At 60.2% G+C, this 23,548-nt stretch carries 24 protein-coding genes; 10 read left to right on the forward strand and 14 right to left on the reverse strand.

The features are described from left to right. Window positions 1-56: 56 nt before the first annotated feature. Window positions 57-1,088, reverse strand: coding sequence for a LacI family DNA-binding transcriptional regulator (locus ACEN2T_RS13100; protein ID WP_442116839.1), 1,032 nt, complete (start codon window positions 1,086-1,088; stop codon window positions 57-59). Window positions 1,089-1,300: 212 nt separating this feature from the next. Between ACEN2T_RS13100 and ACEN2T_RS13105 the strand changes: the two genes are divergently transcribed. Continuing rightward, window positions 1,301-1,834 (forward strand): gluconokinase, encoded by a 534-nt coding sequence (locus tag ACEN2T_RS13105; protein ID WP_032891028.1) that lies wholly within the window; start codon window positions 1,301-1,303, stop codon window positions 1,832-1,834. 84 nt (window positions 1,835-1,918) lie between these two features. Continuing rightward, a complete protein-coding gene (locus tag ACEN2T_RS13110; protein WP_032891030.1) occupies window positions 1,919-3,271 on the forward strand; it encodes a GntP family permease in 1,353 nt (450 codons plus the stop codon). 158 nt (window positions 3,272-3,429) lie between these two features. Here ACEN2T_RS13110 and alaC read toward each other — a convergent pair whose 3' ends face one another. Continuing rightward, complete coding sequence (alaC, locus tag ACEN2T_RS13115) at window positions 3,430-4,641, reverse strand: alanine transaminase (RefSeq protein ID WP_032891031.1); 1,212 nt, start codon at window positions 4,639-4,641, stop codon at window positions 3,430-3,432. Window positions 4,642-4,836: 195 nt separating this feature from the next. Between alaC and ACEN2T_RS13120 the strand changes: the two genes are divergently transcribed. Then, window positions 4,837-5,316 (forward strand): GyrI-like domain-containing protein, encoded by a 480-nt coding sequence (locus tag ACEN2T_RS13120; RefSeq protein ID WP_032891033.1) that lies wholly within the window; start codon window positions 4,837-4,839, stop codon window positions 5,314-5,316. A gap of 41 nt (window positions 5,317-5,357) precedes the next feature. On the opposite strand, the gene ACEN2T_RS13125 is transcribed toward ACEN2T_RS13120, so the two are convergent. The 3 genes from ACEN2T_RS13125 to ACEN2T_RS13135 form a co-directional block, all read right to left on the reverse strand. After that, a complete protein-coding gene (locus ACEN2T_RS13125; protein ID WP_442116828.1) occupies window positions 5,358-6,539 on the reverse strand; it encodes a hypothetical protein in 1,182 nt (393 codons plus the stop codon). A gap of 175 nt (window positions 6,540-6,714) precedes the next feature. Next, window positions 6,715-7,224, reverse strand: coding sequence for a GNAT family N-acetyltransferase (locus ACEN2T_RS13130; protein WP_442116829.1), 510 nt, complete (start codon window positions 7,222-7,224; stop codon window positions 6,715-6,717). A gap of 124 nt (window positions 7,225-7,348) precedes the next feature. Next, complete coding sequence (locus ACEN2T_RS13135; protein ID WP_122753100.1) at window positions 7,349-8,206, reverse strand: LysR family transcriptional regulator; 858 nt, start codon at window positions 8,204-8,206, stop codon at window positions 7,349-7,351. 88 nt (window positions 8,207-8,294) lie between these two features. Here ACEN2T_RS13135 and ACEN2T_RS13140 point away from each other — a divergent pair, with 88 nt between their 5' ends. Next, the gene (locus tag ACEN2T_RS13140) at window positions 8,295-8,807 is read left to right on the forward strand and encodes a multidrug/biocide efflux PACE transporter (RefSeq protein WP_442116830.1); all 513 of its coding nucleotides are present in this window, start codon (window positions 8,295-8,297) and stop codon (window positions 8,805-8,807) included. Here the strand turns inward: ACEN2T_RS13140 and ACEN2T_RS13145 are convergent. Further along, window positions 8,706-9,464, reverse strand: coding sequence for an SDR family NAD(P)-dependent oxidoreductase (locus tag ACEN2T_RS13145; RefSeq protein WP_442116831.1), 759 nt, complete (start codon window positions 9,462-9,464; stop codon window positions 8,706-8,708). The genes ACEN2T_RS13140 and ACEN2T_RS13145 overlap by 102 nt on opposite strands. A 108-nt stretch (window positions 9,465-9,572) precedes the next feature. Here ACEN2T_RS13145 and ACEN2T_RS13150 point away from each other — a divergent pair, with 108 nt between their 5' ends. Further along, entirely contained in the window at window positions 9,573-10,469 is an 897-nt protein-coding gene (locus ACEN2T_RS13150; protein ID WP_032891043.1) for a LysR family transcriptional regulator, read from the forward strand. On the opposite strand, the gene ACEN2T_RS13155 is transcribed toward ACEN2T_RS13150, so the two are convergent. Beyond that, window positions 10,466-11,383, reverse strand: coding sequence for a LysR family transcriptional regulator (locus tag ACEN2T_RS13155; protein ID WP_032891044.1), 918 nt, complete (start codon window positions 11,381-11,383; stop codon window positions 10,466-10,468). The genes ACEN2T_RS13150 and ACEN2T_RS13155 overlap by 4 nt on opposite strands. Before the next feature lie 105 nt (window positions 11,384-11,488). On the opposite strand from ACEN2T_RS13155, the gene ACEN2T_RS13160 reads away from it, so the two are divergent. The 3 genes from ACEN2T_RS13160 to ACEN2T_RS13170 are packed head-to-tail and all read left to right on the forward strand — an operon-like array spanning window position 11,489 to window position 14,153. Beyond that, the gene (locus ACEN2T_RS13160) at window positions 11,489-12,244 is read left to right on the forward strand and encodes a 5-oxoprolinase subunit PxpA (RefSeq protein ID WP_122756156.1); all 756 of its coding nucleotides are present in this window, start codon (window positions 11,489-11,491) and stop codon (window positions 12,242-12,244) included. A gap of 59 nt (window positions 12,245-12,303) precedes the next feature. After that, window positions 12,304-13,182, forward strand: a complete 879-nt coding sequence (locus ACEN2T_RS13165; protein WP_122753097.1) for a 5-oxoprolinase subunit B family protein — start codon at window positions 12,304-12,306, stop codon at window positions 13,180-13,182. Further along, a complete protein-coding gene (locus tag ACEN2T_RS13170; RefSeq protein ID WP_095185720.1) occupies window positions 13,179-14,153 on the forward strand; it encodes a biotin-dependent carboxyltransferase family protein in 975 nt (324 codons plus the stop codon). The genes ACEN2T_RS13165 and ACEN2T_RS13170 overlap by 4 nt, the downstream gene beginning before the upstream one ends. A 63-nt stretch (window positions 14,154-14,216) precedes the next feature. Here ACEN2T_RS13170 and ACEN2T_RS13175 read toward each other — a convergent pair whose 3' ends face one another. Then, the gene (locus tag ACEN2T_RS13175; RefSeq protein WP_442116832.1) at window positions 14,217-15,833 is read right to left on the reverse strand and encodes an inorganic phosphate transporter; all 1,617 of its coding nucleotides are present in this window, start codon (window positions 15,831-15,833) and stop codon (window positions 14,217-14,219) included. A gap of 264 nt (window positions 15,834-16,097) precedes the next feature. Further along, complete coding sequence (locus tag ACEN2T_RS13180; RefSeq protein WP_032891053.1) at window positions 16,098-17,117, reverse strand: transporter; 1,020 nt, start codon at window positions 17,115-17,117, stop codon at window positions 16,098-16,100. A 260-nt stretch (window positions 17,118-17,377) separates the two neighbouring features. On the opposite strand from ACEN2T_RS13180, the gene ACEN2T_RS13185 reads away from it, so the two are divergent. Next, window positions 17,378-19,006 carry a methyl-accepting chemotaxis protein gene (locus ACEN2T_RS13185; protein WP_032891055.1) on the forward strand — a complete coding sequence of 543 codons (1,629 nt, stop codon included), beginning with the start codon at window positions 17,378-17,380 and terminating at the stop codon, window positions 19,004-19,006. On the opposite strand, the gene ACEN2T_RS13190 is transcribed toward ACEN2T_RS13185, so the two are convergent. The 3 genes from ACEN2T_RS13190 to ACEN2T_RS13200 all read right to left on the reverse strand — a co-directional run bounded on the left by ACEN2T_RS13190 (window position 19,007) and on the right by ACEN2T_RS13200 (window position 21,898). Next, complete coding sequence (locus ACEN2T_RS13190; RefSeq protein WP_442116833.1) at window positions 19,007-20,179, reverse strand: GAF domain-containing sensor histidine kinase; 1,173 nt, start codon at window positions 20,177-20,179, stop codon at window positions 19,007-19,009. 181 nt (window positions 20,180-20,360) lie between these two features. Beyond that, entirely contained in the window at window positions 20,361-20,675 is a 315-nt protein-coding gene (locus ACEN2T_RS13195) for a PepSY domain-containing protein (protein ID WP_122753094.1), read from the reverse strand. 95 nt (window positions 20,676-20,770) lie between these two features. Then, the gene (locus ACEN2T_RS13200) at window positions 20,771-21,898 is read right to left on the reverse strand and encodes a glycerophosphodiester phosphodiesterase family protein (RefSeq protein ID WP_032891060.1); all 1,128 of its coding nucleotides are present in this window, start codon (window positions 21,896-21,898) and stop codon (window positions 20,771-20,773) included. 232 nt (window positions 21,899-22,130) lie between these two features. Here ACEN2T_RS13200 and ACEN2T_RS13205 point away from each other — a divergent pair, with 232 nt between their 5' ends. After that, the gene (locus ACEN2T_RS13205; protein ID WP_032891062.1) at window positions 22,131-22,454 is read left to right on the forward strand and encodes a DUF2025 family protein; all 324 of its coding nucleotides are present in this window, start codon (window positions 22,131-22,133) and stop codon (window positions 22,452-22,454) included. On the opposite strand, the gene ACEN2T_RS13210 is transcribed toward ACEN2T_RS13205, so the two are convergent. Next, on the reverse strand, window positions 22,451-22,774 hold the full coding sequence (locus ACEN2T_RS13210; protein ID WP_179179962.1) for an antibiotic biosynthesis monooxygenase family protein: 324 nt from the start codon (window positions 22,772-22,774) through the stop codon (window positions 22,451-22,453). The two genes, ACEN2T_RS13205 and ACEN2T_RS13210, sit on opposite strands and share 4 nt — an antisense overlap. After that, window positions 22,771-23,472 (reverse strand): CTP synthase C-terminal region-related (seleno)protein, encoded by a 702-nt coding sequence (locus ACEN2T_RS13215; protein ID WP_095185716.1) that lies wholly within the window; start codon window positions 23,470-23,472, stop codon window positions 22,771-22,773. The genes ACEN2T_RS13210 and ACEN2T_RS13215 overlap by 4 nt, the downstream gene beginning before the upstream one ends. Window positions 23,473-23,548 lie beyond the last annotated feature (76 nt).

The raw sequence follows: 23,548 nt of genomic DNA on the forward strand, positions 1-23,548 counted from the left end.
CAAATTGAGGGAGCCGGCAGGCTAGCTCCCTCGATGGATCACGTTCGGCTTGAAGGTCAGGTGCTTTCCCGCACCTGCAACTCAAAGCCCATGTCCACTACCGGCTTGGCGACCTTGTTGCCCGCCATGATCGTGAGCAGATGCTCCGCCGCACGGCGGCCAATGGCTTCGCGTGGCGTGCTGATGCTGCTCAGGCGCGGCACCATAAAGGACGACGCGGGCAAATCGTTGAAACCCAGCACCGCCAAGCGCTCTGGCACCTTGATGCCATGGCGCAGGGCTTCCAGCAGCGCGCCTTGGGCCAGGTCGTCGTTGCCGAAGAAGATCGCATCCACGTCCGGATGGGCGGCCAGCAACTGCAGGAACAACTCACCGCCCAGGCCCACGGAAGAAGGACGCGGTGTTAGCAGCTCCAGCGCCGGGTCGTACATTCCGGCCTGTTGCAGGGCGCGGCGGAAACCCTCGCCACGCAGCAAGGTACGTTGGTCCAATTGCGCGCCGATATAGGCCAGGCGCTTGCGGCCACGGGACAGTAAATGCGCCGCGGCTGTTTCACCGGCGGCCAATTGCGAGAAGCCCACGCAATTCACGCCAGCGTTAGGGTCCAGGTCCATCATGTAAACGCAGGGCACATTGCTGGCCTCGACCATTCGTCGGGCGCTTTCGGTGCGGTCGAAGCCCGTCAGCAGTAAGCCCCGTGGCTGATAGGCCATGTAGTTGCGCAGCAGGTTTTCTTCTTCATCGCGGGAGTAGTGAGAGTTGCCGATCAGCACTTCAAAGCCTTTAGGCCGTAGCACCTGATGGATGGCTTCGAGGGTTTCGATAAATAGCAGGTTGGACAACGACGGTACCAACACCACCACCGAATGGCTTTGAGCCGAGGCCAGGGCGCGGGCGGCGGGGTTGACTACGTAGTTGAGCTCGGCAGCTGCCTGTTGGACTTTTTCTACCAGTTCGATGGCCACAGTGCTGATGCCGCGCAGGGCGCGTGAAGCGGTGATCGGACTGACGCCAGCCAGGCGGGCAACTTCGTTGAGGGTCGGGCGACCCGTGGTGCGCGTATTTTTATCGTTCTTAGAGGTCATCAGGCGGCTTGCCAAACAAAAATCGAGGCACTAAGGTAGCGCTGTCTCCAAATGGCTGCAAATTATTGAACTTTGGGTTGCCTGATCCGGTTCAAATGATTGGAGCGGATGCACGCGTCACTCCATAAAAATGACAAGACGGCGCGGGAAAAGCCTGTTTTTGCACGTGCCTTACAGCGTGCGAAGGTAGCGCTATCTGCGTCTTGAGGTGTTTCATGAGTCAACCTGTTACCGCCCTGGTCATCATGGGTGTTGCCGGCTGTGGCAAGACCAGTGTCAGCGAGGCCTTGTGCCGGCTGAACGGCGCTACCGCCATTGAAGGCGACAGCTTTCACCCTGCCGCGAACATCGAAAAGATGAGCGCCGGCCACCCCCTCAACGACGACGACCGCGCCGGCTGGCTCGACATCCTGTGCGATGAACTGCGCCGCTCGCTTAAAGCGGGTGAACATCCGGTGCTCACCTGTTCGGCTCTCAAGAAGAAATACCGTGACCACCTGCGCGAAGCCGCGCCAGGTCTGGGTTTCGTATTCCTGGAACTGACCCGTGAAGTCGCGTCGGACCGTGTGTCCCATCGCCCCGGCCATTTCATGCCGGCAAGCCTGATCGACAGCCAGTTCGCCACCCTTGAATCGCCCAAAGGCGAGCCACTGACCCTGGCCCTCAACGCCAGTGAAGACAGTGTCGAGGCGTTGGCCGAGCAGACCAACGCTTGGTGGCTGCAACACGGCTTTGAACGAACTCATTAATTTTTTGCCGGAAAAGATAGCGCTATCCCCGGCAAGAAATTCAACACCCGCTTTAATAACAACAACAAACAGGAGAGACCCCCCATGTTTGGCATGTCCCACGAGTCGTACCTGCTGCTAGACGCAGTCGTCACTATCATCGGGTTGATCGTTCTGATCACCAAGTTCAAGGTCCACCCGTTCATTGCACTGATCATCGCGGCCGGCTTCCTCGGCCTGACCTCGGGCATGCCCGTGGACAAGATCATCAAGGCCTTCCAGGACGGTTTCGGCGGGGTGCTCGGCTTTGTCGGCATCATCCTCGCGCTGGGCACCATGCTCGGCAAGATGATGGCCGAATCCGGCGGCGCCGATCAGATTGCCCAGACCCTGATCCGCGCCTTCGGCAAAGAGAAGGTCCAGTGGGCCATGATGTTCGCCGCGTTCCTGGTGGGCATCCCGCTGTTCTTCGAGATCGGCTTTGTGCTGCTGATCCCGCTGGTGTTTATCGTCGCGCGCCGCACCGGTGTGTCGCTGATCAAGATCGGCATCCCGCTGCTCGCAGGCCTCTCGGCAGTGCACGGCCTGGTGCCACCGCACCCGGGCCCGCTGCTGGCTATCGGCGTGTTTGGCGCGGACATCGGCAAGACCATCCTGTACGGCCTGATCGTCGCACTGCCGACCGCCATCATCGCCGGCCCGATCTTCGGTACGTTCATCGCCAAGTACATCCCCGGTAATCCCTCCCAGGAACTGGTGGATCAACTGGCCCGCGAGACCGATAACAAGTCGCTGCCAAGCTTCGGCATCACATTGGTCACCGTGCTGCTGCCGGTGTTTCTGATGTTGCTCAAAACCTTCGCCGACATCGCCTTTGCCGAAGGCAACGTGGTGCGCAACTGGATGGACATGATCGGTCACCCGATCACCGCCTTGCTGCTGGCGCTCCTGCTGTCGCTGTACACCTTTGGCAGCCGCCAGGGCATTCACTCCAAGCAAATCCTCAAGCTGCTCGACGCCAGCCTTGCGCCGACGGCCGCGATCATCCTGATCATCGGTGCCGGTGGTGGCTTCAAGCAGATGCTGGTGACCAGCGGCGTGGGTGACGTGATTGGCCATATGGCGGTGAATGCGCAGATCAACCCGATCCTGCTGGCCTGGCTGGTAGCGGCGGTGATTCGTATTGCGACCGGTTCGGCAACCGTGGCGACCATTACCGGCGCGGGCATCGTAGTGCCGGTGGTGGGGATGATCCCAGGGGTTAACCGTGAGCTGTTGGTGCTGGCGACGGGGGCGGGTTCGTTGATCCTGTCTCACGTCAACGATGCGGGGTTCTGGCTGGTGAAGCAGTACTTCAACATGACCGTGGCCGAGACCTTCAAGACCTGGACGGCGATGGAAACCATTCTGTCTGTGGTGGCGTTGATCTTCATCATGCTGCTGTCGTTGGTGGTCTAACAGACACACCAGCAGCAAGGGTGAAAACCCAATGTAAATGTGGGAGGGGGCTTGCCCCTGATGGCGGTGGGTCAGTCACCAGATGCAGTGATTGAACCTCCGCTATCGGGGGCAAGCCCCCTCCCACATGTTGACCACATTTGTTCAGGTGGATCGGGTCAGGCTTTAGCGACCAGCCCATCCGCCCGGAACATCCCGCGAATCCCCCGCACCGCCTGGCGAATCCGGTCCTGGTTTTCGATCAGCGCAAAGCGCACATGATCATCCCCATACTCGCCAAATCCAATCCCCGGCGACACGCAGACCTTGGCTTCCAGCAGCAGCTTCTTGGCAAACTCCAGCGAACCCATGGCGGCATACGCCTCGGGAATCTTCGCCCAGACGTACATCGACGCCTTGGGATTCTCCACCATCCAGCCCAACTCATGCAGGCCCTTGACCAGCACATTGCGGCGCTGGCGGTACTGCTCGGCGATGTCTTTCACGCACTGTTGATCGCCTTCCAGCGCAGCAATCGCGGCGACTTGCAGCGGGGTGAAGGTACCGTAATCGTGGTAACTCTTGATCCGTGCCAGGGCGTTGACCAGTTCCGGGTTGCCCACCATGAAACCGATGCGCCAGCCGGCCATGTTGTAGCTCTTGGACAGGGTGAAAAACTCCACCGCAATGTCCTTCGCCCCCGGCACCTGCATGATCGACGGGGCTTTCCAGCCGTCGTAGACGATGTCGGCGTAGGCCAGGTCATGCACCACCAGCACGTCGTACTGCTTGGCCAGGGCGATCACCCGTTCGAAGAAATCCAGCTCCACGCACTGCGCAGTCGGGTTGGACGGGAAGCCGAGGATCATCATCTTCGGCTTCGGGATCGACCCACGAATCGCCCGTTCCAGCTCGGCGAAGAAGTCCACGCCCGGAATCAGCGGCACCGAACGCACCTGGGCGCCGGCAATCACGGCACCGTAGATATGAATCGGGTAGCTAGGGTTGGGCACCAGCACCGTGTCGCCCTGGTCCAGGGTGGCCAGCATTAAATGCGCCAGGCCTTCCTTGGAACCGATGGTGACGATGGCTTCCGTCTCGGGGTCGATGTCCACTTCGTAGCGGTCTTTGTACCAGCGCGAAATCGCCCGGCGCAGACGCGGAATGCCTTTGGAGGTGGAGTAACCGTGGGTGTCTTCACGCTGGGCGACGGTGACCATTTTCTCCACGATATGGGGAGGCGTGGCGCCGTCGGGGTTACCCATGCTCAAGTCGATGATGTCTTCGCCGCGCCGACGCGCAGCCATCTTCAGCTCGGCAGTGATATTGAAAACGTAAGGGGGGAGTCGATCTATGCGCGCAAAGCGGCGCGGCGAACCTTGGTCGGCCATTGTTGCCTCGAAGTACGTAAGCGCCCGGAACCGTCCGAGCGACGTCGGCCACTGCGGTGGCCTGCGGAGCAGACAATACGGTCGATGATGGCCAGTTGTCCATATGCGTAGGAAAATTTTCTGCATGGAGTACGGCACGGATATGCCCCTATACTCGATGCGGGTTTGTTCCCTCATAAGAAGGAGACTGTTCGTATGGATCAGCAGACAAAACAACCGTTAGAGCCACGCATGGAAGCAGGCAAGGCCTTGGTGATTGCTGGGGTACAAGGGCGTTATTCCAAGGCGACGGTGGGCGATATTCCCAAGTTGTGGGAGTTGTTCGACACCTGTATCAAGGACATCAAGAAGCGCATCGGCGGTGTGACCTATGGCGTTTGCCATAACCCCAATCACGGCGAATTCGATTACATGGCGGGGGTGGAAGTCCCGAGCAAAAGCGACGTCCCGAGCAACTTCGAAGCCATTGAAATTCCACCGCTCAACTATGCGGTGTTCCCGCATTACGGACCGGTGCAGGCATTGGAACAGACGTACGAGCGCATCATGTTCGAGTGGTTGCCACATTCGGGCTACAAAGTGGCAGGGCCGGATTTTGAACGCTATAGCGCTGATTTTGACGTGAGGAAAGGCACGGGGACGGTGGAGATCTGGTTGCCGGTAGTCAAGGCCTGATGTCACACGACTGAGCTGCGTTGGCAGCTCAGTCGTGGGTATCACTGGCTGAGCAGGCGGCCGATGAAGGAGTGGACACCTTCCAGCACACCGCTGGTTTGCAGTGTTTCACCCGCATTTACCCATTCAAGCTTGTTGATGTTGGAGATTTGGGGTCTTGATTGCGGGTCGCGCCATGCATCGGCCACACCCTGATCGCCAAAGGTGAGGTCCAACTCCCCAGTCGCGGTGTACCTGGTCAGTTCGACGAGGCTGCCGTTTGTATTGCGCCACAAGACGACGATTTTCCCATCGGGTTGAACCGTCACGCTGTCATAACTTCCATGACGAGCATCGTTCTCCTTGGGGATTCCGCCATTGAACTGCGGATCAGGTTGGCCGTTGGCAAGCAGGCTCGTCACGAAGTTCTGCTTGCGCGGCAACCGGTGCTCACCGCCGACGACAACTATCCGGCCATCGGGTCCTTTGGCCAGCGCTGAGGCCTGTTTTCCCCCAGTACCTGAAAGCTCCAATTGGACGTAACCTGCGTTACCAAAAGCCGTGTCCGCATCTCCAGCATGTGTGAATCCTTTAATAAGGGCCTTGCCGTTTATAGAGCCCGCAATCAAAAAACCCCTCTCAGTGGTCAATACTGGGCCCATAAGGGCGCCGCGCTCTTCAAGCGGATCTAAAAAGCCGAAGTTGAGTTCCTGGCCGGAACTGCTGAGTTGATAGATAAAACTGCTTGTACCGTCATTAAATACACAAATGATCTTGTCATCGGACTGTAAAGCTAAACCGGCTTTGCTGTTTAAATTCAACTCAATCCGCTTATTCAGCACCACCTCGCCATTATTGCCGAACCTGAAGTCTGAATTGCCGTTTGCTTCGTTGAATCGACTGATAGAGACCGCCACATTATTGATATGGGTGGCCAGTAACAGTTGCCTGCCATTAGGCTGAATGAGCATGTCGATGAAGGTTTGGCGTTGCTGCATCGCCGTCAGCCCTCGCCCGAATCGAGCGTCGTTCTCTCCCGTAGGCGTTTGTTTGGTGATGCCAATGAAGGGGCCATCCGGCTCGCTATACGGGCCTGCTGTGATGGTTGAACCGTCTTCGAGGACTCGGGAGATCCCTGCGGTGCGGGTGTTTATAACGGTACCGTCTTTGAGTGGAGGGGTGCCAAAGGAAAGATCCGGGCTCCCCGCAGTGTTAAGCGTATTGTTGCTCGGTGGAATATTCATGGAGGGTCTCCGTGCTGGGCGTTGAGCGTTTCCACGCCTGCTCTTTGCACCGCTTGAGCGACTACCTTGGCATTCCAGTACAGAGCAATCGGCAACGCCTGTATAGCTGTGAACTTTGACAGTGGACAGCCAGGGAGGGTGGGCCAGAGTGGTCGATTTATCGGCGTTGGGATATTTAAAGCAGGCTGGGGTCGCCTCGTCCAAACACCCACTTTAACTTTCGCTCATACCCAACCCGCCCCTTATACGCCTCCCCGCTGTCTACCCATCCCGCGCCCAGATACAACCCCATCGCCGCCACATTGTCGGTGTCCACCGACAACTCCAGCGCCTTGATCTGTGGCCACGTCTCTATCGCTGCGGTCGGCAATATCTGTAAACACGCCTTGCCGAACCCTCGCCCTTGCTGGCGCCGATCCACCTGGAACGCATGCAGCGTGGCGCTGTGTGCATCGGCCCAATGGGGCAGGCAAGGCGGGCGTTTGAGCAAGAGGAAGGCCACCGGAATGTCATCGGCCAGCAGGGCGAACCCTTTGACGCCTGGGCTCGGTTTGGCCAGCAGCGAATTGAGCGCGCAATACATATCGCCGCAAAACGGCAGTTGTTCGGGATGAACTTCGATGGCGCTGGCTTGCTGTCGTTGCACAGCAGTGAGCGCCTCGTAGGCGACAAGGCGGGTTTGCATCGGAACGTCCGAACGGCTGCAAGGAAGCGCGCAGTCTAGCGGGTTTGAGGGCGACACAGTGCTTAGTGATGAGCGCGCTGGCTCTGAGCGAGGCGCGCCAATTCACCACATACTCTGAGCCTGATCACTCATCCAGCATCTGCGCCAGCATCCAGCTGCCCGCCGGTCCCGGTGGATACTGCCGCGACCACAGCGCATCCACCGCTACCAGTCGCGGCCAACCGCGCACTGGGAGTTCCACCAACCCAGTGTTGCCAAAGCGTTCCACCAGCCAACGCGGCAGCTCGGCCCAACCGAAACCGAGCTGGGCCATTTCCATCAGCATCAGAAAACTCGGCGCCGACCAAACGCGGCCGCTGGGGCGGGTTTCATTCGGGTTGATGATGCTCGCCAGCCGAAGTTCGCGGTGTTGCTGCAAGCGCTGCGCGTCGACGTTCGGCAGCGTGGCCAACGGATGCTCGGGCGCGACGAACAGCGCGATTTCCGTGCGTTCAGCCACGGGCGCGCGGCTGAGGTCGGGTGGGTAATGCGCCTGGGCTTCGACAAACGCGATCTGCGCACGACCGCTCTGCACCAGCGCGATCAAGTCTTCGCACTCGGCGATCAGCCATTCCAGTTCAAGGTCCGGGTAACGCTGCTCGAAGGCCTTGAGCGCGAGTTCGAAGCGCTCAGATTGATAGGTATCGGACATGGCAATCGTGACTTTCGGCTCCAATCCCATGGCCAACTGACTCGCGGCCAGCGCCAGGCGACTGCTGGCTTCCAGGACTTGCTCGGCGCGTTGCAGCAACACCAGGCCGGCGGGCGTGAGCGTCGGCTTGCGGCTGCTGCGATCAAACAGCACCACATCCAAATCAATCTCCAGGCTGGCTACCGCCGCGCTGACGGTGGACTGGCTCTTGCCCAGTTTGCGCGCCGCCGCCGAGAACGAGCCTTGGGTGGCCGCCTGCACAAACGCTTGCAGCACTTCATTAGAGGCCATGACTATCGCCTTGATCGATGGTTATTGGTTATGAAGTATCGATTCAAAGGGTAATGATGGCAACCGTCGTCACTCTCGGAGACGGGTCATGAACCCTACCAAATCCATCACTGAACGCTTTTGCCAGGCTGTTGGTTTCGAAGCCCTGGCGTTGTTGATCTGCACCCCTTTGTTGGCGTGGATCATGGACAAACCCGCCCTGGAAATGGGCATGGTCACCCTGGCGATCAGCCTGATGGCGCTGACCTGGAACGTGATCTTTAACGGCCTGTTCGACCGACTCAAGGCACGCCTGCAACTGGCCAACAATGGCTGGACCCGTGTGTTGCACGCGCTCATGTTTGAAGGTGGCTTGATTTTGGTGTGCGTACCGCTGATTGCGGCGTGGCTGAATATCAGCCTGATGCAGGCATTTATCCTCGACATAGGTGTATTGCTGTTCTTCCTGCCGTACACCTATGTGTATCACTGGGGCTATGACGTACTGCGCGACAAGCTCCTACAGAAACATGCCGCCCGACGCCTCGATGCGCTGGCCGGTGATCCAGTGGCTGCCGTCGGCCAGCAGGCTGGCAATCGCTCCACCGATATCGTCCGGTAAGCCGGCGCGGCCCAGGGCGGTGTTGCTCGCGACCATGGCATTGAGGTTGGCGTTGTCGCGTACAGCGCCGCCGCCGAAGTCAGTTTCGATCGCGCCAGGGGCCAGGATGTTGACGCTGATCCCGCGCCCACCCAGCTCTTTGGCCTGGTAGCGGGTCAGCACTTCCATGGCGCCTTTCATCGCCGCGTAGGCGGCATAGCCCGGCAGGCTGAAACGCGCCAGGCCGCTGGAGACGTTGAGGATGCGGCCGCCGTCGCGGATCAACGGCAACAGCTTCTGCGTCAGGAAAAACGGACCCTTGAATTGGATCGCCACCAGTTGGTCGAACTGGGCTTCGGTGGTCTCGGCAAAACTGGCGTGAATGCCGATCCCGGCGTTGTTGATCAGAAAGTCGATGTGATCCTGTGCGAAAACATCCTTGAGCACGCCGGCCACGTCGCCGACAAAACCTTCGAATGTTGCGCTTTGGCTCACATCCAATTGCAGCATGGCGGCGCGGCCACCCAATTGTTCGATCTCGGCCACCAATGCCCGCGCCTCGTCGGCCTTGCTGTGATAGGTGCCGATGATGTCTACGCCTTGCGCCGCCAGGTGCAATGCAGCGTTTTTACCCAAGCCACGGCTGGCGCCGGTGATCAATGCGATTTTGCGGGTCATGGTGCAGTCCTCTTCAGATGTGAACGTGGGACTGAGTGTATTTGTCCGCTGCTAACGTGATAAACAGGGCCAGGCCGGAATCACTGGCCGGATAAGGCGAACAATCCTATGAACAAACTTGAGTTGCTGCGCACCTTCGTGCGGGTCACCGAACTGTCGAGTTTTACCCAGGCGGGCGAGAGTCTGGGGCTGCCGCGTTCCACGGTGTCCGAGCATGTGCAGGCGCTGGAAGAACTGCTCGGCGCGCGTCTGTTGCAGCGCACCACACGTAAAGTGCAGGCGACCCAGGACGGGCGCGTGTTGTACGAGCGCAGCAAGGACCTGCTCGCGCATATGGAGGAACTCGAAGGGCTGTTTCGCCAGGACGAAGCGCAACTGAGCGGGCGCATCCGCGTCGACATGCCCAATGTGATGGCGCGGGAACTGATCCTGCCGCGCTTGTCGCAGTTCATGGACGCGCACCCGTTGATCGAATTGGAGATCAGTTGCACCGACCGCCAGGTCGACCTGCTCGCCGAAGGCTTCGACTGCGTACTGCGCGTCGGCGCCCAACCGGACCACAGCGTGGTCGCACGCGTGCTGTGCCGCATGCCGATGATCAACTGCGCGAGCGCGGGTTACGTGCAACGTTACGGCGTGCCCGCGACCTTGGCCGATCTGGCGCAGCATCAATTGGTGCATTACGTGCGGCCGTTGGGTTCACGCTCGGCCGGTTTCGAGTATCAGCAAGGCAACAAGGTGCAGCGCATCCCCATGGCCGGGCGGGTGACGGTCAATAGCACAGATGCGTATCGCGTGGCGTGCCTGGGCGGTTTTGGCATTACTCAGGTGCCGGCCTTGGGTATTCGTGACTTGCTCGCCAGTGGCGAGTTGGTTGCCCTGCTCCCGGACTACCCGGCGCCGCCGCTGGATGTGTCCTTGCTCTACGCGGGCCAGCGGCATTTGCCGTTGCGGGTGCGCGTGTTCATGGACTGGTTGGCGGCCACCCTGCAAGCCCATCTTTAACGGCGCGCCGACAGTTGCTGCGGCGCCAGGAACGCGTCGTGAAAGTAATCCCGGAACGCCTGCATCGCCGGGGTAAATGCCCGCTCGCGGTGCCAGGCCAGTCCGACGCTCATGGGCGTGACCGGGTCGGTGACGGTCAGGGTTTCGATGCGCTTGCCTTCCAGTGACCACGGGCGGTGCACCAAGTCCGACAGAATCGCCACGCCGCTGCCATTGGCGACCATGCTGCGTACTGCCTCCACCGAACTGGTGCGCAGTCGCACCTTAGGCGTTTGCCCGGCCTGTTCCCAATAGCGCATGGCGCTGTGTTCGGCTTCATCGACGGTCAGCAGGATGTAGGGCTCTTGCGCCACATCCGCCAGGCTCACGGCGCCGCGCTCGCACAATGGGTGATGGCTGGGCAGCCACAGGCGACGTTCCGAGTTGAACAGAATCTCGGAAACGATCGCCGGGTGAGTCAGGTTGGCGGTGAGCACCACGGCCATGTCGAACTGGCCGTCGAGCAGACCTTGTTCGATCGCCTGGCGTTCCTGCTCGAAGACCTCGATGGTCACGTCCGGATGCCAATGCTCCATGCGCTGCAAGTGATGGGGCAGGAAGTAACCAAGCACGGTGTAACTGGCCGCTACCCGCAGCACGCCGCTGGCGCGGTAGTCGGGCAATGGACTGTTCAGCGCATCGTCCACGCTGCGCACAATTACATAGGCGCGGTTGAGAAAGTGCCGCCCGGCATCGGTCAAGTTCATGCCTTGGGCCGAGCGCACAAACAGTTGCACGCCGAGCATCGCCTCCAACTCCTTGATCGCCGTGGTCACCGCCGACTGCGAGATGTTCAGGTGGATCGCTGCCTGGGAAATCTGGCCGATCTCAGCGGTGGCGACGAAGTAGCGGATTTGGCGCAAGGTCAGCGACATGAGCGATATCTGTTTTTCAGAAGATAGGGCATCTGATAATAGATCTTCCCAAGGGGTCAAGGCGCAGCCTACTTTTCCAACATCATTTCTGGCGGAGCGACCCCGATGCAGGCAGTGGATTTCAATTCGGACATGGGCGAAGGTTTCGGCCCCTGGACCATCGGTGATGGCGTCGACGCGGAGCTGATGGCCTACATCAGCTCGGCCAATATCGCCACCGGCTTCCACGCTGGCGACCCCGGGACCATGCGCCGCACCGTAGAACGCGCCAAGCAACTGGGCGTGGCCATCGGCGCCCATCCCGGCTTTCGTGATCTGGTCGGCTTTGGCCGTCGGCATATCAACGCACCGGCCCAGGAACTGGTGGACGATATGCTCTACCAACTCGGTGCCCTGCGGGAAATCGCCCGCGCCCAAGGCATGACGCTGCAACATATCAAGCCTCACGGCGCGCTCTACATGCACCTGGCCCGTGACGAAGAAGCGGCCCGGCTGCTGGTGCAAAACCTGCAACTCATCGAACCGACGCTGTTGCTGTACTGCATGCCCAACTCGGTGATCTGGCGGGTGGCCAAGGAGTTGGGGCAACCGGTGGTCCGGGAATTCTATGCCGATCGTGAGTACGATCTGACGGGCTCCATCGTGTTTACTCGCACTGTTCGCGCGCTTGATCCTGCAACGGTGGCGGCACGAGTCCTGCGGGCTTGTCAGACGGGGTTGGTGCGCACCGTAGAAGGCGAAGACCTGTTTATCGAATTCGATTCCATCTGCCTGCACAGCGACACTCCCGGCGCCCTGGAACTGGTGGAAGCCACCCGCGAAGCCTTGGACCAGGCGGGTATCACGGTCAAAACACCCTAATAAGATCGATCCCTTACTTTTTTGCCTGCCTTTCCATAACCATTCCAAGAGGAAGCGACATGGCTGAAACGACCCCCATCCGCTACAGCTTCGGCGGTGATGAACACCTGTTTGCCGAGGTCAGCGACAGCATGTCGTTGGAGGCCTTTTTCAAGGGCATGGCGGTGACCCGAGCGGTGGAGCGCCTGGCGCTGGAAGGCGTGCTGGATGTGTGCCTGGCCAACGCCTCGTTCCAGATCCGTTTCGACCCCGACCGCATCGCGCCCCATGTGTTGCTCGACGCCGTGCAAAGCGCCGAAGCCCAGGCCGTGGCCGAACGCACCTTGCGCACGCGCATCATCGAAATCCCGGTGCTGTACAACGACCCCTGGACCCATGAAACCCTGATGCGTTTTCGCGATCGCCATCAAGACCCCAGCGGCACCGACCTGGAGTACGCCGCGCGCATCAATGGTCTGGCGGATGTGGACGCGTTTATCGCCGCTCACAGCGGCGCGCCGTGGTTTGTGTCGATGGTCGGGTTTGTCGCGGGTCTGCCGTTCATGTTCCAAATGGTCGAGCGTGAGCGGCAGTTGCAGGTGCCCAAATACCTGCGCCCGCGCACCGACACGCCCAAACTCACCCTCGGCCATGGTGGCTGCTTTGGGTGTATCTACTCGGTGCGCGGCGCTGGCGGTTACCAAATGTTCGGCGTGACCCCGGCGCCGATCTACGACCCGGCGCAGCAGTTGGCCTACCTCAAGGAGCACATGGTGTTCTTTCGCCCCGGTGACATCGTGCAGTTCAAGCCCATAGAACGTGATGCCTACGACCTGGCCGTCGCCGAGGTGGACGCAGGACGTTTCGACCTGCGCATCCGCCCGGTGGAATTTTCCCTCGACGCCTTTCTGGCCGACCCGGTGGGCTATCCGAAAACCCTGCAGGAGGCGCTGGCATGATCAAAGTCCTCAAACCCGGCCTCGCCACCTCTGTGCAGGACCTTGGCCGCGAAGGTTATTACCACTTGGGCATTCCGCCGTCGGGGGCGCTGGACCAATACGCGCTGAGCGCGGCCAACCATCTGGTGGGCAATCCGGTCGGTGCGGCGGGCCTGGAATGCACCTTGATCGGGCCTGAATTGGAATTCCAACAGGATGCGTTGGTGGCACTCAGCGGCGCGCTCATGTCGCCGCGCCTTGACGGTGAAGTGGTGCATCAGGACACCGCGTTCCAGGTGCGTGCCGGGCAGGTGCTGCGTTTCGAATTTCCCAAGGCCGGCGCACGGACTTACCTGGCGGTGGCCGGCGGCATTGATGTGCCCGTGGTGCTCGGCAGTCGCTCCACTTACACCCTGGGCGCGCTTGGAGGGTTTAAAGGTCGGCGCTTGCAGGAGGGTGATGAATTGCCCATCGGTGAGCTCTGCGGGCAGGGGCGGGCGGGCAACAGTTTGCCCATGGCCTTGCGCCGGTCGGTAGGGGGCGATATCACCCTGCGTGTGGTGCCTGGCCTGTATTACGAGCGCCTGACCGGTGCCGCCAAAAGCAGTTTTTTCGCCGAACCGTGGACCGTGGGTTCCGAAGCGGACCGCATCGGCTATCGCTTCAAGGGCGGTAGCGCGTTGAGCTTTGAACCACGGGAACAGCCGTTTGGCGCGGGCTCGGATCCGTCGAATATTGTCGACAGTTGCTACCCCATCGGTTCTATCCAGGTACCGGCGGGGCTGGAGCCGATTGTGTTGCATCGAGATGCAGTGTCGGGCGGAGGTTACGCGATGATCGGCACGGTGATCAGTGCCGATCTGGATTTGATCGGGCAGATGCAGCCCAACCAGCGCGCGGGGTTTGTGGCGGTGACGCTGGAGGAGGCCCTTGAGGCGCGGCGGGTGTACAAGAAGCGGCTCAAGGCAATGACGGGACTTTTCAACAACTGACACAACACACATCCAACTGTGGGAGGGGGCAAACCCCCTCCCACAGTTTCAATCTATGTTGTGTCAGAAAAGTTGGGTGAACAGCCAGTAGAGGCTGCCAGACAGAAGAATCGCCGCCGGCAACGTCAGCACCCACGCCATCAGCAAATTGCGGATCGTCCGCATCTGCAACCCAGCACCATTGGCCACCATGGTCCCCGCCACACCGGATGACAGCACATGGGTTGTCGACACCGGCAACCCATACATATCTGCGGCCCCGATGGTCAGCATCGCCACTGTTTCCGCCGCCCCACCTTGGGCGTAGGTCATGTGGGTCTTGCCGATTTTCTCGCCCACCGTGACCACGATGCGCTTCCAGCCGACCATGGTGCCCAGGCCAAGCGCAATGGCCACCGCGATCTTCACCCAAAGCGGAATAAAGCGCGTGGCGTTGTCGATCTGTTGCTTGAACAGCTGCAGTTTGTCTTGGGTGTCGGCGTCGAAATTGCCGACCTTGCCCTTGTCCATCAGGCGAATGGTTTCGCTGGTCAGGTACATGTCGTTACGCACGTTGCCGACCGCCTCGGCGGGGACTTTGGCCAGGGAGCCGTAGCCTTTGACTTCTTCGCCGATATGCCCGGTGAGCGCGGCGAGGGCCGGCACCAGGTCCGGTGTGGCTTGCTTGGTGCGTACGTAGGTCGACAGGACGGGGCGCGGGTCGCCGGGCAATGCCTGTGCCGTGGTTTTCATCAGGGCGGCCTGGGTCACTTCGGCCACCGCCGCGAACTGCAACGACTGCTCGGCGGGCATGGTGCGGTTCAACGCATAGGCCATGGGCAATGTGCCGACCAGAATCAGCATGATCAGGCCCATGCCTTTCTGCCCATCGTTGGAGCCGTGGGCGAACGACACGCCGGTGCAGGTGGCGATCAACATGCCGCGAATCCACCACGGCGGCGGAGTGTTGCCTTTGGGCGCCTTGTACAGCGATCGGTTCTTCACAAAGGCGCGCATGGCCAGCAGCAACAAGGCTGCAAACACAAAGCCGATCAAGGGGGACAGTAGCAACGCATAACCAATCTTGGTCGCCTGGGCCCAATCTACCCCGCTGGTGCCGTCACGCCCGTGCATCAAGGCATTCGCCACGCCGACGCCGATGATCGAACCGATCAGCGTATGGGATGACGAGGCCGGTAAACCTAGCCACCAGGTGCCGAGGTTCCACAGGATCGCAGCGATCAGCAGGGCGAAGATCATCGCGAAACCGGCCGATGAGCCCACCTGCAAAATCAGCTCCACCGGCAGCAGGGCGATGATGCCAAACGCCACCGCGCCGCTGGAGAGCAGCACGCCGAGGAAGTTGAAAAAGCCTGACCACACCACCGCAAAATGCGGTGGCAGCGAGTTGGTGTAGATCACCGTCGCGACGGCGTTGGCGGTGTCGTGGAAACCGTTGACGAACTCGAAGCCCAGAGCGATCAACAACGCGACGCCCAGCAGCAGGAACGGCGTCCAGGTGGTGACCACCGTGCCCAGTTCGTGCATGTCATGCATCAGGCTGTAGGCGGTGAACAACAGTCCCATGGCGAGGACGGCGAAGAAAATGATTACGGTCACCAGGCCAGGTTTCTTGTCCAGGCGCGGTTTTGAATCGACGGAAGATGAGTGCGTGGAGGCAGTCAGGGAAGGGGTGGCCATGCCGGAGCATCCAGGTGATGAAGGATGTCGTTCATAGTCATTGCAGAATGTTACAACGGTGCTGCCGCAGGTCAGTGTTTGGTCAATCAGGCACGCCATTAGTCTGTCTTGCAGCGCACACAGCCGCGAAACTCATAGACACCACCGATCCCTGTGGGAGATGTCGAGCTTCAGCGAGGCTTCGATAGCGGCGGCAGGGCTGGCAGAGGTGTTGGCTGACACACTCTCATCGGGAGCAAGCCGCCTCCCACAGCGGATCTCATTTCAATTTGAAAATCTGCGAAACGCCCAACGCCCGGCAATCAAGGTAAAGGTCGCGACCAGCGCCACCAAAATCCAGAAGCCTTCCGGGTCTTGTGAAAGCGGCACGCCGCCGACGTTCATGCCAAAAAAACCGGCGATGATGTTGATCGGCAGTGCCAGCACCGTCACCACCGTAAGGGTGAACAGTGTGCGGCTGCTTTGCTCGTTGAGGTTGGCGGCGATCTCTTCCTGCAACAGTTTGATGCGTTCGCCCAGAGCCGTCAGGTCGTTGATGATCAGCGCAAACTCTTCGGTGGATTTGCGCAACTCCTTCACGTCTTCCTTTTGCAGCCATTGCGGCGGTCGGTTGAGCAGGCGCAGCAACGAGCCCGGCTCCAACGCCAGCAAGCGTTGCAGGCGCACCAGTACCCGGCGCGCGGCACCCAGTTCGGCGCGGTTGGTGGACAGGCGCGAGGACAGTAATTGGTCTTCGATATGGTCGACGCTGATGCTGGTCTTGCGCACGATCTGCGTCAGCACTTCGCCCTGGTCGCGCAGCAAATGCACCAACAGTTCCAGTGGCGAGCGAAAGTGTTCTCCGGCCTTTACCGACGAGCGCAACTTGTCCACCGAGTGCAACGGTTGCAGCCGCGCGCTGATCAACAGGCGGCTGCGAGCGCATACCCACAGCGTGGAAATATCCGACGAGACCATGCTGCTGAAGTTGAACACCACGTCGTTGACCACCGCCAGCAAGGCCGAGTCGACGTGTTCGATGCGGGTGGAGCGCGAGCCCTCGTGAAGGGCCTCGAAAAACTCTTCAGGCAGTTCCAGGTGCGCCTGCATCCAGCGCTCGCAGGCGGCGTGGGCGAGGTTCAGGTGCAGCCACAAGAACTCCTCCGGGTCCTGCGGTTGCTTCAATGCCGCCAGGGCGGTAGCCGAGTCAATCTGCTCCCCCTTAACACCTGGGCGAAAACGAAAACCGTAAAGCAAGCCAAACAGATCGGAGTCCTGATGGCTGTGATCGATGCTGTGATTCATGGAGGCTCGCAGAGAAAAGGCCTGTAGGACATTTCACAGGTCGCGTGGCGAATAATTACAGGGTTATTTGACATTTTTATGACAGTCGTTGGTTTATTTCGCATTCGTGACATTTTATTGACCATTTGTCCGAATCCCTTCAAGAAGGCTCTATTCCGGCCGATTCAGCTCATTAACAACCGTTAGGGATGTGCGGTGTCTTTGTCGACAGGGAGGTCAAGGCGTGCACACGCCACTTACCTGTATCGAGGCTTTCCCCGATGAATGTTTTGCGAACCTCCTTGAGAGCACAAATCCTGTCGCTGCTCGGTGGCAGCTTGCTGGCGATATTGTTGATCGCCCTGGCCTGTTTCAACTTCCTCTCCAACGGGGTGCAGAGTTATCGCAGTTTGATTGACGGGCCGTTGCTCACTTCGCAATTGATCGACGAAGCCAATCTGCAGTTCAAGGTGCAGGTGCAGGAATGGAAAAACGTGCTGCTGCGCGGCAAGCAGCCTCAGGATATGGAGAAATATTGGGGCCAGTTCCAGGACCGCCAGCGCGATGTGCAAAGTATCCTCGCTCGCCTGGTCACCCAGACCAGCAGCGACGCGCCGTTGAGCCGACGCATCGAAACCCTGCGCCTGGAGCACCAGCAACTGGGCGTGGCCTATCAGAAGGGCCGTGATGCCTATATGGCGGCGGGTGGTGATGCAACCGTCGGCGATACGGCAGTCAAAGGCGTAGACCGCGCCGCCAGTGAGCAGATGAGCGCTCTGGTCAGCGACCTGCGTGCCCAAGGCAGCCAGCAATCTCAGGCCATCAGTGCCTACGCCGAGCGCACCGTGCTGGTGGGGCTGGCGATTATGTTGCTGTCTGGTGTGCTGATCGGCCTGTTCAGCCTGTGGCTGATCAACCGCAACCTGATCCTGCCGATTCGTGGCTTGATCGACTACGTCACGCAACTCAGCCACGGCCGCTTTGCCGAGCGCGTGGCCAGCCGTCGCCAGGATGAACTGGGCCACCTGGCCGCCGCCGCGAATACGCTGCGCGACTTCCTCGCTGAAACCTTCAGCCGCTTGCAGCGCAGCGCCACCGACTTGGTCAGCGCCAGCGGCGAGTTGAACTCGATTGCCGGCCTGATGGCTACCGGCACCCAAGAACAATTCAACCGTACCGACCAAGTGGCCACGGCCATGACCGAAATGTCGGCCACCGCCCAGGAAGTCGCACGCCACGCTGCCAGTGCCTCGCGCGCGGCCGACGAGGCAGATCACTCGGCCCGCGAAGGCGGTGAAGTGATGAAGGTCACCATCGCTACCATCGGCCAGATGCGCACGGAAATCCTCAACACCGGCACCATCATCCGACGCCTGGAAGCTGACAGCGTACGTATCGGCAAAGTGTTGGAAGTGATTCGCGGCATCGCCGAGCAAACCAACCTGCTGGCGCTCAACGCCGCTATCGAGGCGGCGCGGGCGGGCGAGGCGGGGCGTGGTTTTGCAGTCGTCGCCGATGAAGTCCGCAGCCTGGCGCAACGCACGGCCGCGTCGATCATCGAGATCAACCAGATTATTCAGGCGGTGCAGACCGGCGCGATCGATGCGGCCGAGGCGATCGTCAGCGGCCAGTCGTGCAGCGATGACAGCGTGGAAAAAGTCAGCCAGGCCGGCGCCATGCTCGACCACATCACTCAGGCGGTGGAAGCGATCCGCGACATGAACCGCCAGATCGCCACGGCGGCCGAGGAGCAGACGTCGGTCGCCGAGGACATCTCGCGCAATATCACCCAGATCACCACCGTGGCCACGGCCAACCTCGACAACGTGCAACGCACCGAAGCCGCGAGCCACAATCTGCGCGGTTTGTCCGGTGAGTTGAATGAGGTGACGGCGCGCCTGGGCGCCTGATCAGCCGGTTGGCAGGCTGAAGCTAAACATCGTGCCGTGCTCCGCGGTGGTGGACACTTTGAGTTCACCGCCATGAGCTTCGGCAATCTGCTTGACGATATACAACCCCAGGCCCAGGCCGGCCTGGGGCGTGTTCGTCGCTGGGCGTGAGTAAGGCTCAAAGAGCCGGGGCAAGGCTTGCGCGCTTATCTGGCCGGCGTTTTTCACTGACAGGTGGAAATGGTCGTCCTCAACCTGCGCGCGCACCTCCACCGGGCCGTCATGGCTGCCATGGTGAATGGCATTGGCCACCAGATTAGAGAGCAACTGCGCCAAGCGGTCGCGGTCGCCACTGACCCCTTGCAGATCACCGATATCCGCACGAATCTCGCGCTGCGGGTGCACGCTCTGCACTTCCGATACCACATGCTGCAACGCCGCCTGTAACCCCTGGCAGTCGCCGATGTTGAGTGGGATGCCGCTGCCCATGCGGCCCCTGGCGAAATCCAGTACGTCTTCCACTAACTGCGCGGCGCGTCGGCCGCTGGTGAGAATGTGCCGCACGAGGGTATCGGTGGCGGGGTCCGGGTATTTACGCAGCAGTCGTTCGGCACCGAAGTTAATTGCAAACAACGGGTTGCGCAGGTCATGGCCGAGCACGGCGATAAATTGCTCGCGCAGTTCGGCGGTACTGCGTTCTTCCTGCAATTGCGCTTGTGTTTGCTGCGCGGCTTCTTCGGCTTCGATCTGCAATGACAACACCCGCGCAAACGATTCCATGGTCGATCGGATCGTGCTGCTGCGCAGCATGGCGGGATTGGGGTCCAAGGCGCAGATCGTGCCGAAGAAGCGCCCGTCGGTGCGGAATACCGGCACCGAAATGTAGCTTTCGAAGTGGTACAGGCGCGGTGTGTGGTGGTCGTGGTAGATCGGGTCTTCGCTGGCCTTGTCGATCACCACGGAGATATGGGAACCGCGAATCTCGTGGCAAATGGTGGTGGTCAGGTCCAACTCGCCTCCGATGCCGAGGCCGAATCCCAGGCGGTCGAGTACGGCGCAGGCGGTCCAGGTTTCGTCGGTCACCCGCGCAACGGCGGCAAAGCGCAGGCCAGTCATGTCGCTGATCACTTGGAGCATTGCGGGAACGGCACTGATTCGGCCAATGGTGGCAATGTCTACGGCTTTTTGCTCCATGACGTGTTCTCGGTGTGCTGTGCGATGGCGTAATGCCCTGGCTGATGCGGGGAAGTCTAACGACCTTGAATTGAGTCGGGGGAATTTGATTCATTGCGACGGCGCTTTTTCCAGGCATTACTGACGAGCGCCCATAAAAAAACCGCGCCACCCGAAGGTGGCGCGGTTTTGAGGATTCAACTCAGGTGTCTTGCTTGTTTTCCAGCACGGCACCGGTCTTGGCGTCGAGCTTGACTTCAAACTTCTTGCCAGCGGTGTCGGTCAGGTCTACTTCGTAGACATATTGATCGGCTACACCGTGTTTGTTGTCCAGCTCGGTGTCGGTAATTGTCGCGCCAGGGTGAGTGGCTACGGCCGCGGCGTTGAGCTTGTCAAAAGGCATCACTGCGCCGGATTTGACCAGGCCTTCAATATGATCCGGACGAACATCCGCTTGGGCCAGGCCGGCAGTCAGCGTCAGGGCAGTTGCGGCGAACAAAGTGGTCAAAGTTTTCATGGTGTATGTCCTTCTTTGGTGAGCTGTTTAAGTGGCGCCAGATTAACTGGCGCAACTTAATTCATCCTTAATGGCGCACTGACACCAACGATGCCTCAGTACTTATAGTCGTTGAGCAAATCCTGCACGCTGGACGACGGCCAGCGCTTGTAGAACTTCAGCAGCTCGGCGGCGCGGTTGGTGAAGATGCCGTCGACGCCGGCTTTCATCACTTTCTCGAAATCCACTGGCTCATCCACGGTGTAGACATGCACCAGCAGACCTTTGTCGTGGGTCAGCTTGTTCATTTCAGGCTTCACCAGGTCCGAATAGCTCTGGTCGCCGTGGTCGGTCAGCTCGGCGGATGGGCCGGTGCCGATGGCGCCGAGGCTCTTGGCTTCGTCGACCCATTTTTCGAACTCGGCGGCGTCTTTCGGTTCTTGCTTGGCGTAGTAGGCGGCCTTGGTTGGCTCGCCGGATTCGGCGAAGGTCTGCTTGGATTTCGGCTCGATGCTGCCTTCACCCACCCACAACAGCAGGATCTTCGGGGTGTTCGGCATTTCTTTCTGCAGCTCTTTGAGGCTGGCGGTCTCGAAGGTTTGCAGCACTACGCGGCCCTTGCCCTGGCCGACGCCGGTGTTGCTCTTGCCCAGCTTGGAGCCGGCGGAGCTCAACCAGCCTTTATCCAACAGCTTGTTTTTGAGGTCGGCTTCGATGCCCGGGAACTGCTTGGGCTCCTTGGTCTCGATGTACAGGCCGGGTTTGTGCTGCGGATTGCCTTCGGCGATCTTGATGATGTCGTCCAGGCTCAGGATCTTCAGACCGACGAAGCCTGGACGCGCGCGGTCCGGGTAGGCGGCGTTGAACCAACTGCCGGCATCGAGGCTTTGCAGTTCCTTCCAAGTGAATTCGTTGGCAGGCGCGTCTTTGCGCTCGGGAAACTTGGTGGCCACATCGGTGGTGCGCTGCAGGTTGTTGTCGTGCAGGGCGAACAACACGCCGTCCTTGCTGCGCTGCAGGTCCAGTTCCAGGTAGTCGGCACCCAGGTCGCGCGCAACTTTGTAGGCGGCGGCGGTGGATTCCGGAGCGTCGTAGGAGGCGCCTCGGTGAGCGATCACGGCAGGGTGGGGAATGCCTTCGTTGGTTGCCAATTCAGCCGGGCTGATCGGGTCGGCAGCCTGCGCCTGGCCAAGGCCGAGCATCAGGGCCAGCAGCAGGGCGCTCTTGGTAAACGTGACAGGCATATGCGAAGTCCTTTCGTGGAGGTAGCTTTTAGAAGGCCTCCTTTTTAACAATTGATTGCGAAAGGCGCTATCACCAAACCGACATTAACGTGCGCACCCGTCAATTTTCTCGGTTTTTTTGCCAGGCATTGCAGTACTCTTGACCGCAGCCGCCCCGCTAGAGGGCAGTACTTTCCGCCACGCGTGTAAACCATCTTTCCAGTCCCTGTGGGACTTTTCAGTGAGGTTTACCATGCGCATCACTTCCGAGCTCATCTGCCAGGCCGCCGACCAACTCCACGGATTTGTGGGCCTTAATCGCAAGACTGGCCAGTACATCGTACGTTTCAGCGAAGACTCCTTCGGCATGGACGTGGCCGATGACGGGATCATTCCTACCGCCGAATTTGTCTGGCTGCCCGCCCCCGAGCAGACCATGACCCTATCGCGTGAACGCATTCAGTTGCTGCTGGACCAAAACATCGATGACCGCATCAACATTACTGAGCCGCTGCGCGTGTATATGCGTCGGGTTGAGATTCCACAGATCAGTGCGTTGCGCAGTCTTGTGAGCTAGTTCGCTTCAAAACCGTAGGCCCGCTCCACCTTGCACACCCGTGTCTGAAATGCCGAGTACCAGGTGGCGCGGCCCAGCTCACGCACGTTCCGGTGCTCGGCCTGCTGCTTCCACGCCAGGATTGCCGCCTCGCTGCTCCAGTACGACACGGTAATCCCCAGGCCATCTTCCCGCGCCGATTCCACGCCCAGAAAACCAGGTTGCTGCCGTGCAAGTTCCAGCATGTGTGCGGCGGCCTCGCCGTAGCCGTGATCGCCCTCGGTGCGCAGTGAGCTGAAAATCACTGCGTAGTAGGGCGGGGTGGGTGTCTTGGCGATCATGCCGATTGCTCCTGGCACGCCTTGAGCAGGGCGATCGCCAGGGGCGGCGCGATGCCCTTGAGCGCCGCGCGTTCGGGCTGGAACAGAGTGGCGACGAAGAACGGATGGCCGAGCAATTCCACTGCTCGCAGGTCCCCTGCGCAGTCGTGGCCGGTGGCGATCAGATCGCCCTCCAGCAACGCGCTGGCGAATTCGGGGTTCACCCCGTAACGGCAACGATAACCTTCTTCAAGATCAAGGGTGCCGTAGGCCTCGGCGATGCGCGTGTAGGGCAATAAACGTACGGTGTCGGTCGCCTCCACCAGCGCGCAGGTCAAGGGTGTGATCACGGCGCGTTTTGCGTCAGGAGCCACTTCACCGTGTTCGGCGTCGGCCCAACCCAGCGCGTTACGGGCATATTCCAGCAATGCATGTTGAAAACCACCGCAGGTGCCGAGCAATGGTCGGCGCTGCTCGCGGGCAAAGCGGATCGCCCGCAGTGCGCCATCGGTATCCCGGTAAGGGGTGGCGGGTACACACCAGAAACCGTCGAAGTCGTGCAGGGATTCCGGCAGGGTGTCGGTGTCGAGCCAGTGCACATCAACAGTCATGCCCAGCGTATCGGCCGCCCGTTGCAGGGCCACGGGAATGGCTTGGTGCGCGGTGACATGCGGGTTGTAATCGCCAATCAGCGCGAGGCGTAAGGGGGTGGCTTTCATCGTGTGCGTTCCATGGCTTGTTGTGGGCTGAGGCGCACTATAGATTGGCGTTCACGCAATCAATATTGGCGTTTGC

Origin of the sequence: Pseudomonas sp. W22_MBD1_FP4, from assembly GCF_052113765.1 — a bacterium.
Lineage (GTDB): Bacteria > Pseudomonadota > Gammaproteobacteria > Pseudomonadales > Pseudomonadaceae > Aquipseudomonas > Aquipseudomonas sivasensis.

Bases quoted from the DNA above. Each gene is read 5' to 3' on its own strand.
- ACEN2T_RS13105 (WP_032891028.1), top strand. From the start codon at position 1,301: ATGAGTCAACCTGTTACCGCCCTGGTCATCATGGGTGTTGCCGGCTGT.
- ACEN2T_RS13110 (WP_032891030.1), top strand. From the start codon at position 1,919: ATGTTTGGCATGTCCCACGAGTCGTACCTGCTGCTAGACGCAGTCGTC.
- alaC (WP_032891031.1), bottom strand. From the start codon at position 4,641: ATGGCCGACCAAGGTTCGCCGCGCCGCTTTGCGCGCATAGATCGACTC.
- ACEN2T_RS13120 (WP_032891033.1), top strand. From the start codon at position 4,837: ATGGATCAGCAGACAAAACAACCGTTAGAGCCACGCATGGAAGCAGGC.
- ACEN2T_RS13125 (WP_442116828.1), bottom strand. From the start codon at position 6,539: ATGAATATTCCACCGAGCAACAATACGCTTAACACTGCGGGGAGCCCG.
- ACEN2T_RS13130 (WP_442116829.1), bottom strand. From the start codon at position 7,224: ATGCAAACCCGCCTTGTCGCCTACGAGGCGCTCACTGCTGTGCAACGA.
- ACEN2T_RS13135 (WP_122753100.1), bottom strand. From the start codon at position 8,206: ATGGCCTCTAATGAAGTGCTGCAAGCGTTTGTGCAGGCGGCCACCCAA.
- ACEN2T_RS13140 (WP_442116830.1), top strand. From the start codon at position 8,295: ATGAACCCTACCAAATCCATCACTGAACGCTTTTGCCAGGCTGTTGGT.
- ACEN2T_RS13145 (WP_442116831.1), bottom strand. From the start codon at position 9,464: ATGACCCGCAAAATCGCATTGATCACCGGCGCCAGCCGTGGCTTGGGT.
- ACEN2T_RS13150 (WP_032891043.1), top strand. From the start codon at position 9,573: ATGAACAAACTTGAGTTGCTGCGCACCTTCGTGCGGGTCACCGAACTG.
- ACEN2T_RS13155 (WP_032891044.1), bottom strand. From the start codon at position 11,383: ATGTCGCTGACCTTGCGCCAAATCCGCTACTTCGTCGCCACCGCTGAG.
- ACEN2T_RS13160 (WP_122756156.1), top strand. From the start codon at position 11,489: ATGCAGGCAGTGGATTTCAATTCGGACATGGGCGAAGGTTTCGGCCCC.
- ACEN2T_RS13165 (WP_122753097.1), top strand. From the start codon at position 12,304: ATGGCTGAAACGACCCCCATCCGCTACAGCTTCGGCGGTGATGAACAC.
- ACEN2T_RS13170 (WP_095185720.1), top strand. From the start codon at position 13,179: ATGATCAAAGTCCTCAAACCCGGCCTCGCCACCTCTGTGCAGGACCTT.
- ACEN2T_RS13175 (WP_442116832.1), bottom strand. From the start codon at position 15,833: ATGGCCACCCCTTCCCTGACTGCCTCCACGCACTCATCTTCCGTCGAT.
- ACEN2T_RS13180 (WP_032891053.1), bottom strand. From the start codon at position 17,117: ATGAATCACAGCATCGATCACAGCCATCAGGACTCCGATCTGTTTGGC.
- ACEN2T_RS13185 (WP_032891055.1), top strand. From the start codon at position 17,378: ATGAATGTTTTGCGAACCTCCTTGAGAGCACAAATCCTGTCGCTGCTC.
- ACEN2T_RS13190 (WP_442116833.1), bottom strand. From the start codon at position 20,179: ATGGAGCAAAAAGCCGTAGACATTGCCACCATTGGCCGAATCAGTGCC.
- ACEN2T_RS13195 (WP_122753094.1), bottom strand. From the start codon at position 20,675: ATGAAAACTTTGACCACTTTGTTCGCCGCAACTGCCCTGACGCTGACT.
- ACEN2T_RS13200 (WP_032891060.1), bottom strand. From the start codon at position 21,898: ATGCCTGTCACGTTTACCAAGAGCGCCCTGCTGCTGGCCCTGATGCTC.
- ACEN2T_RS13205 (WP_032891062.1), top strand. From the start codon at position 22,131: ATGCGCATCACTTCCGAGCTCATCTGCCAGGCCGCCGACCAACTCCAC.
- ACEN2T_RS13210 (WP_179179962.1), bottom strand. From the start codon at position 22,774: ATGATCGCCAAGACACCCACCCCGCCCTACTACGCAGTGATTTTCAGC.
- ACEN2T_RS13215 (WP_095185716.1), bottom strand. From the start codon at position 23,472: ATGAAAGCCACCCCCTTACGCCTCGCGCTGATTGGCGATTACAACCCG.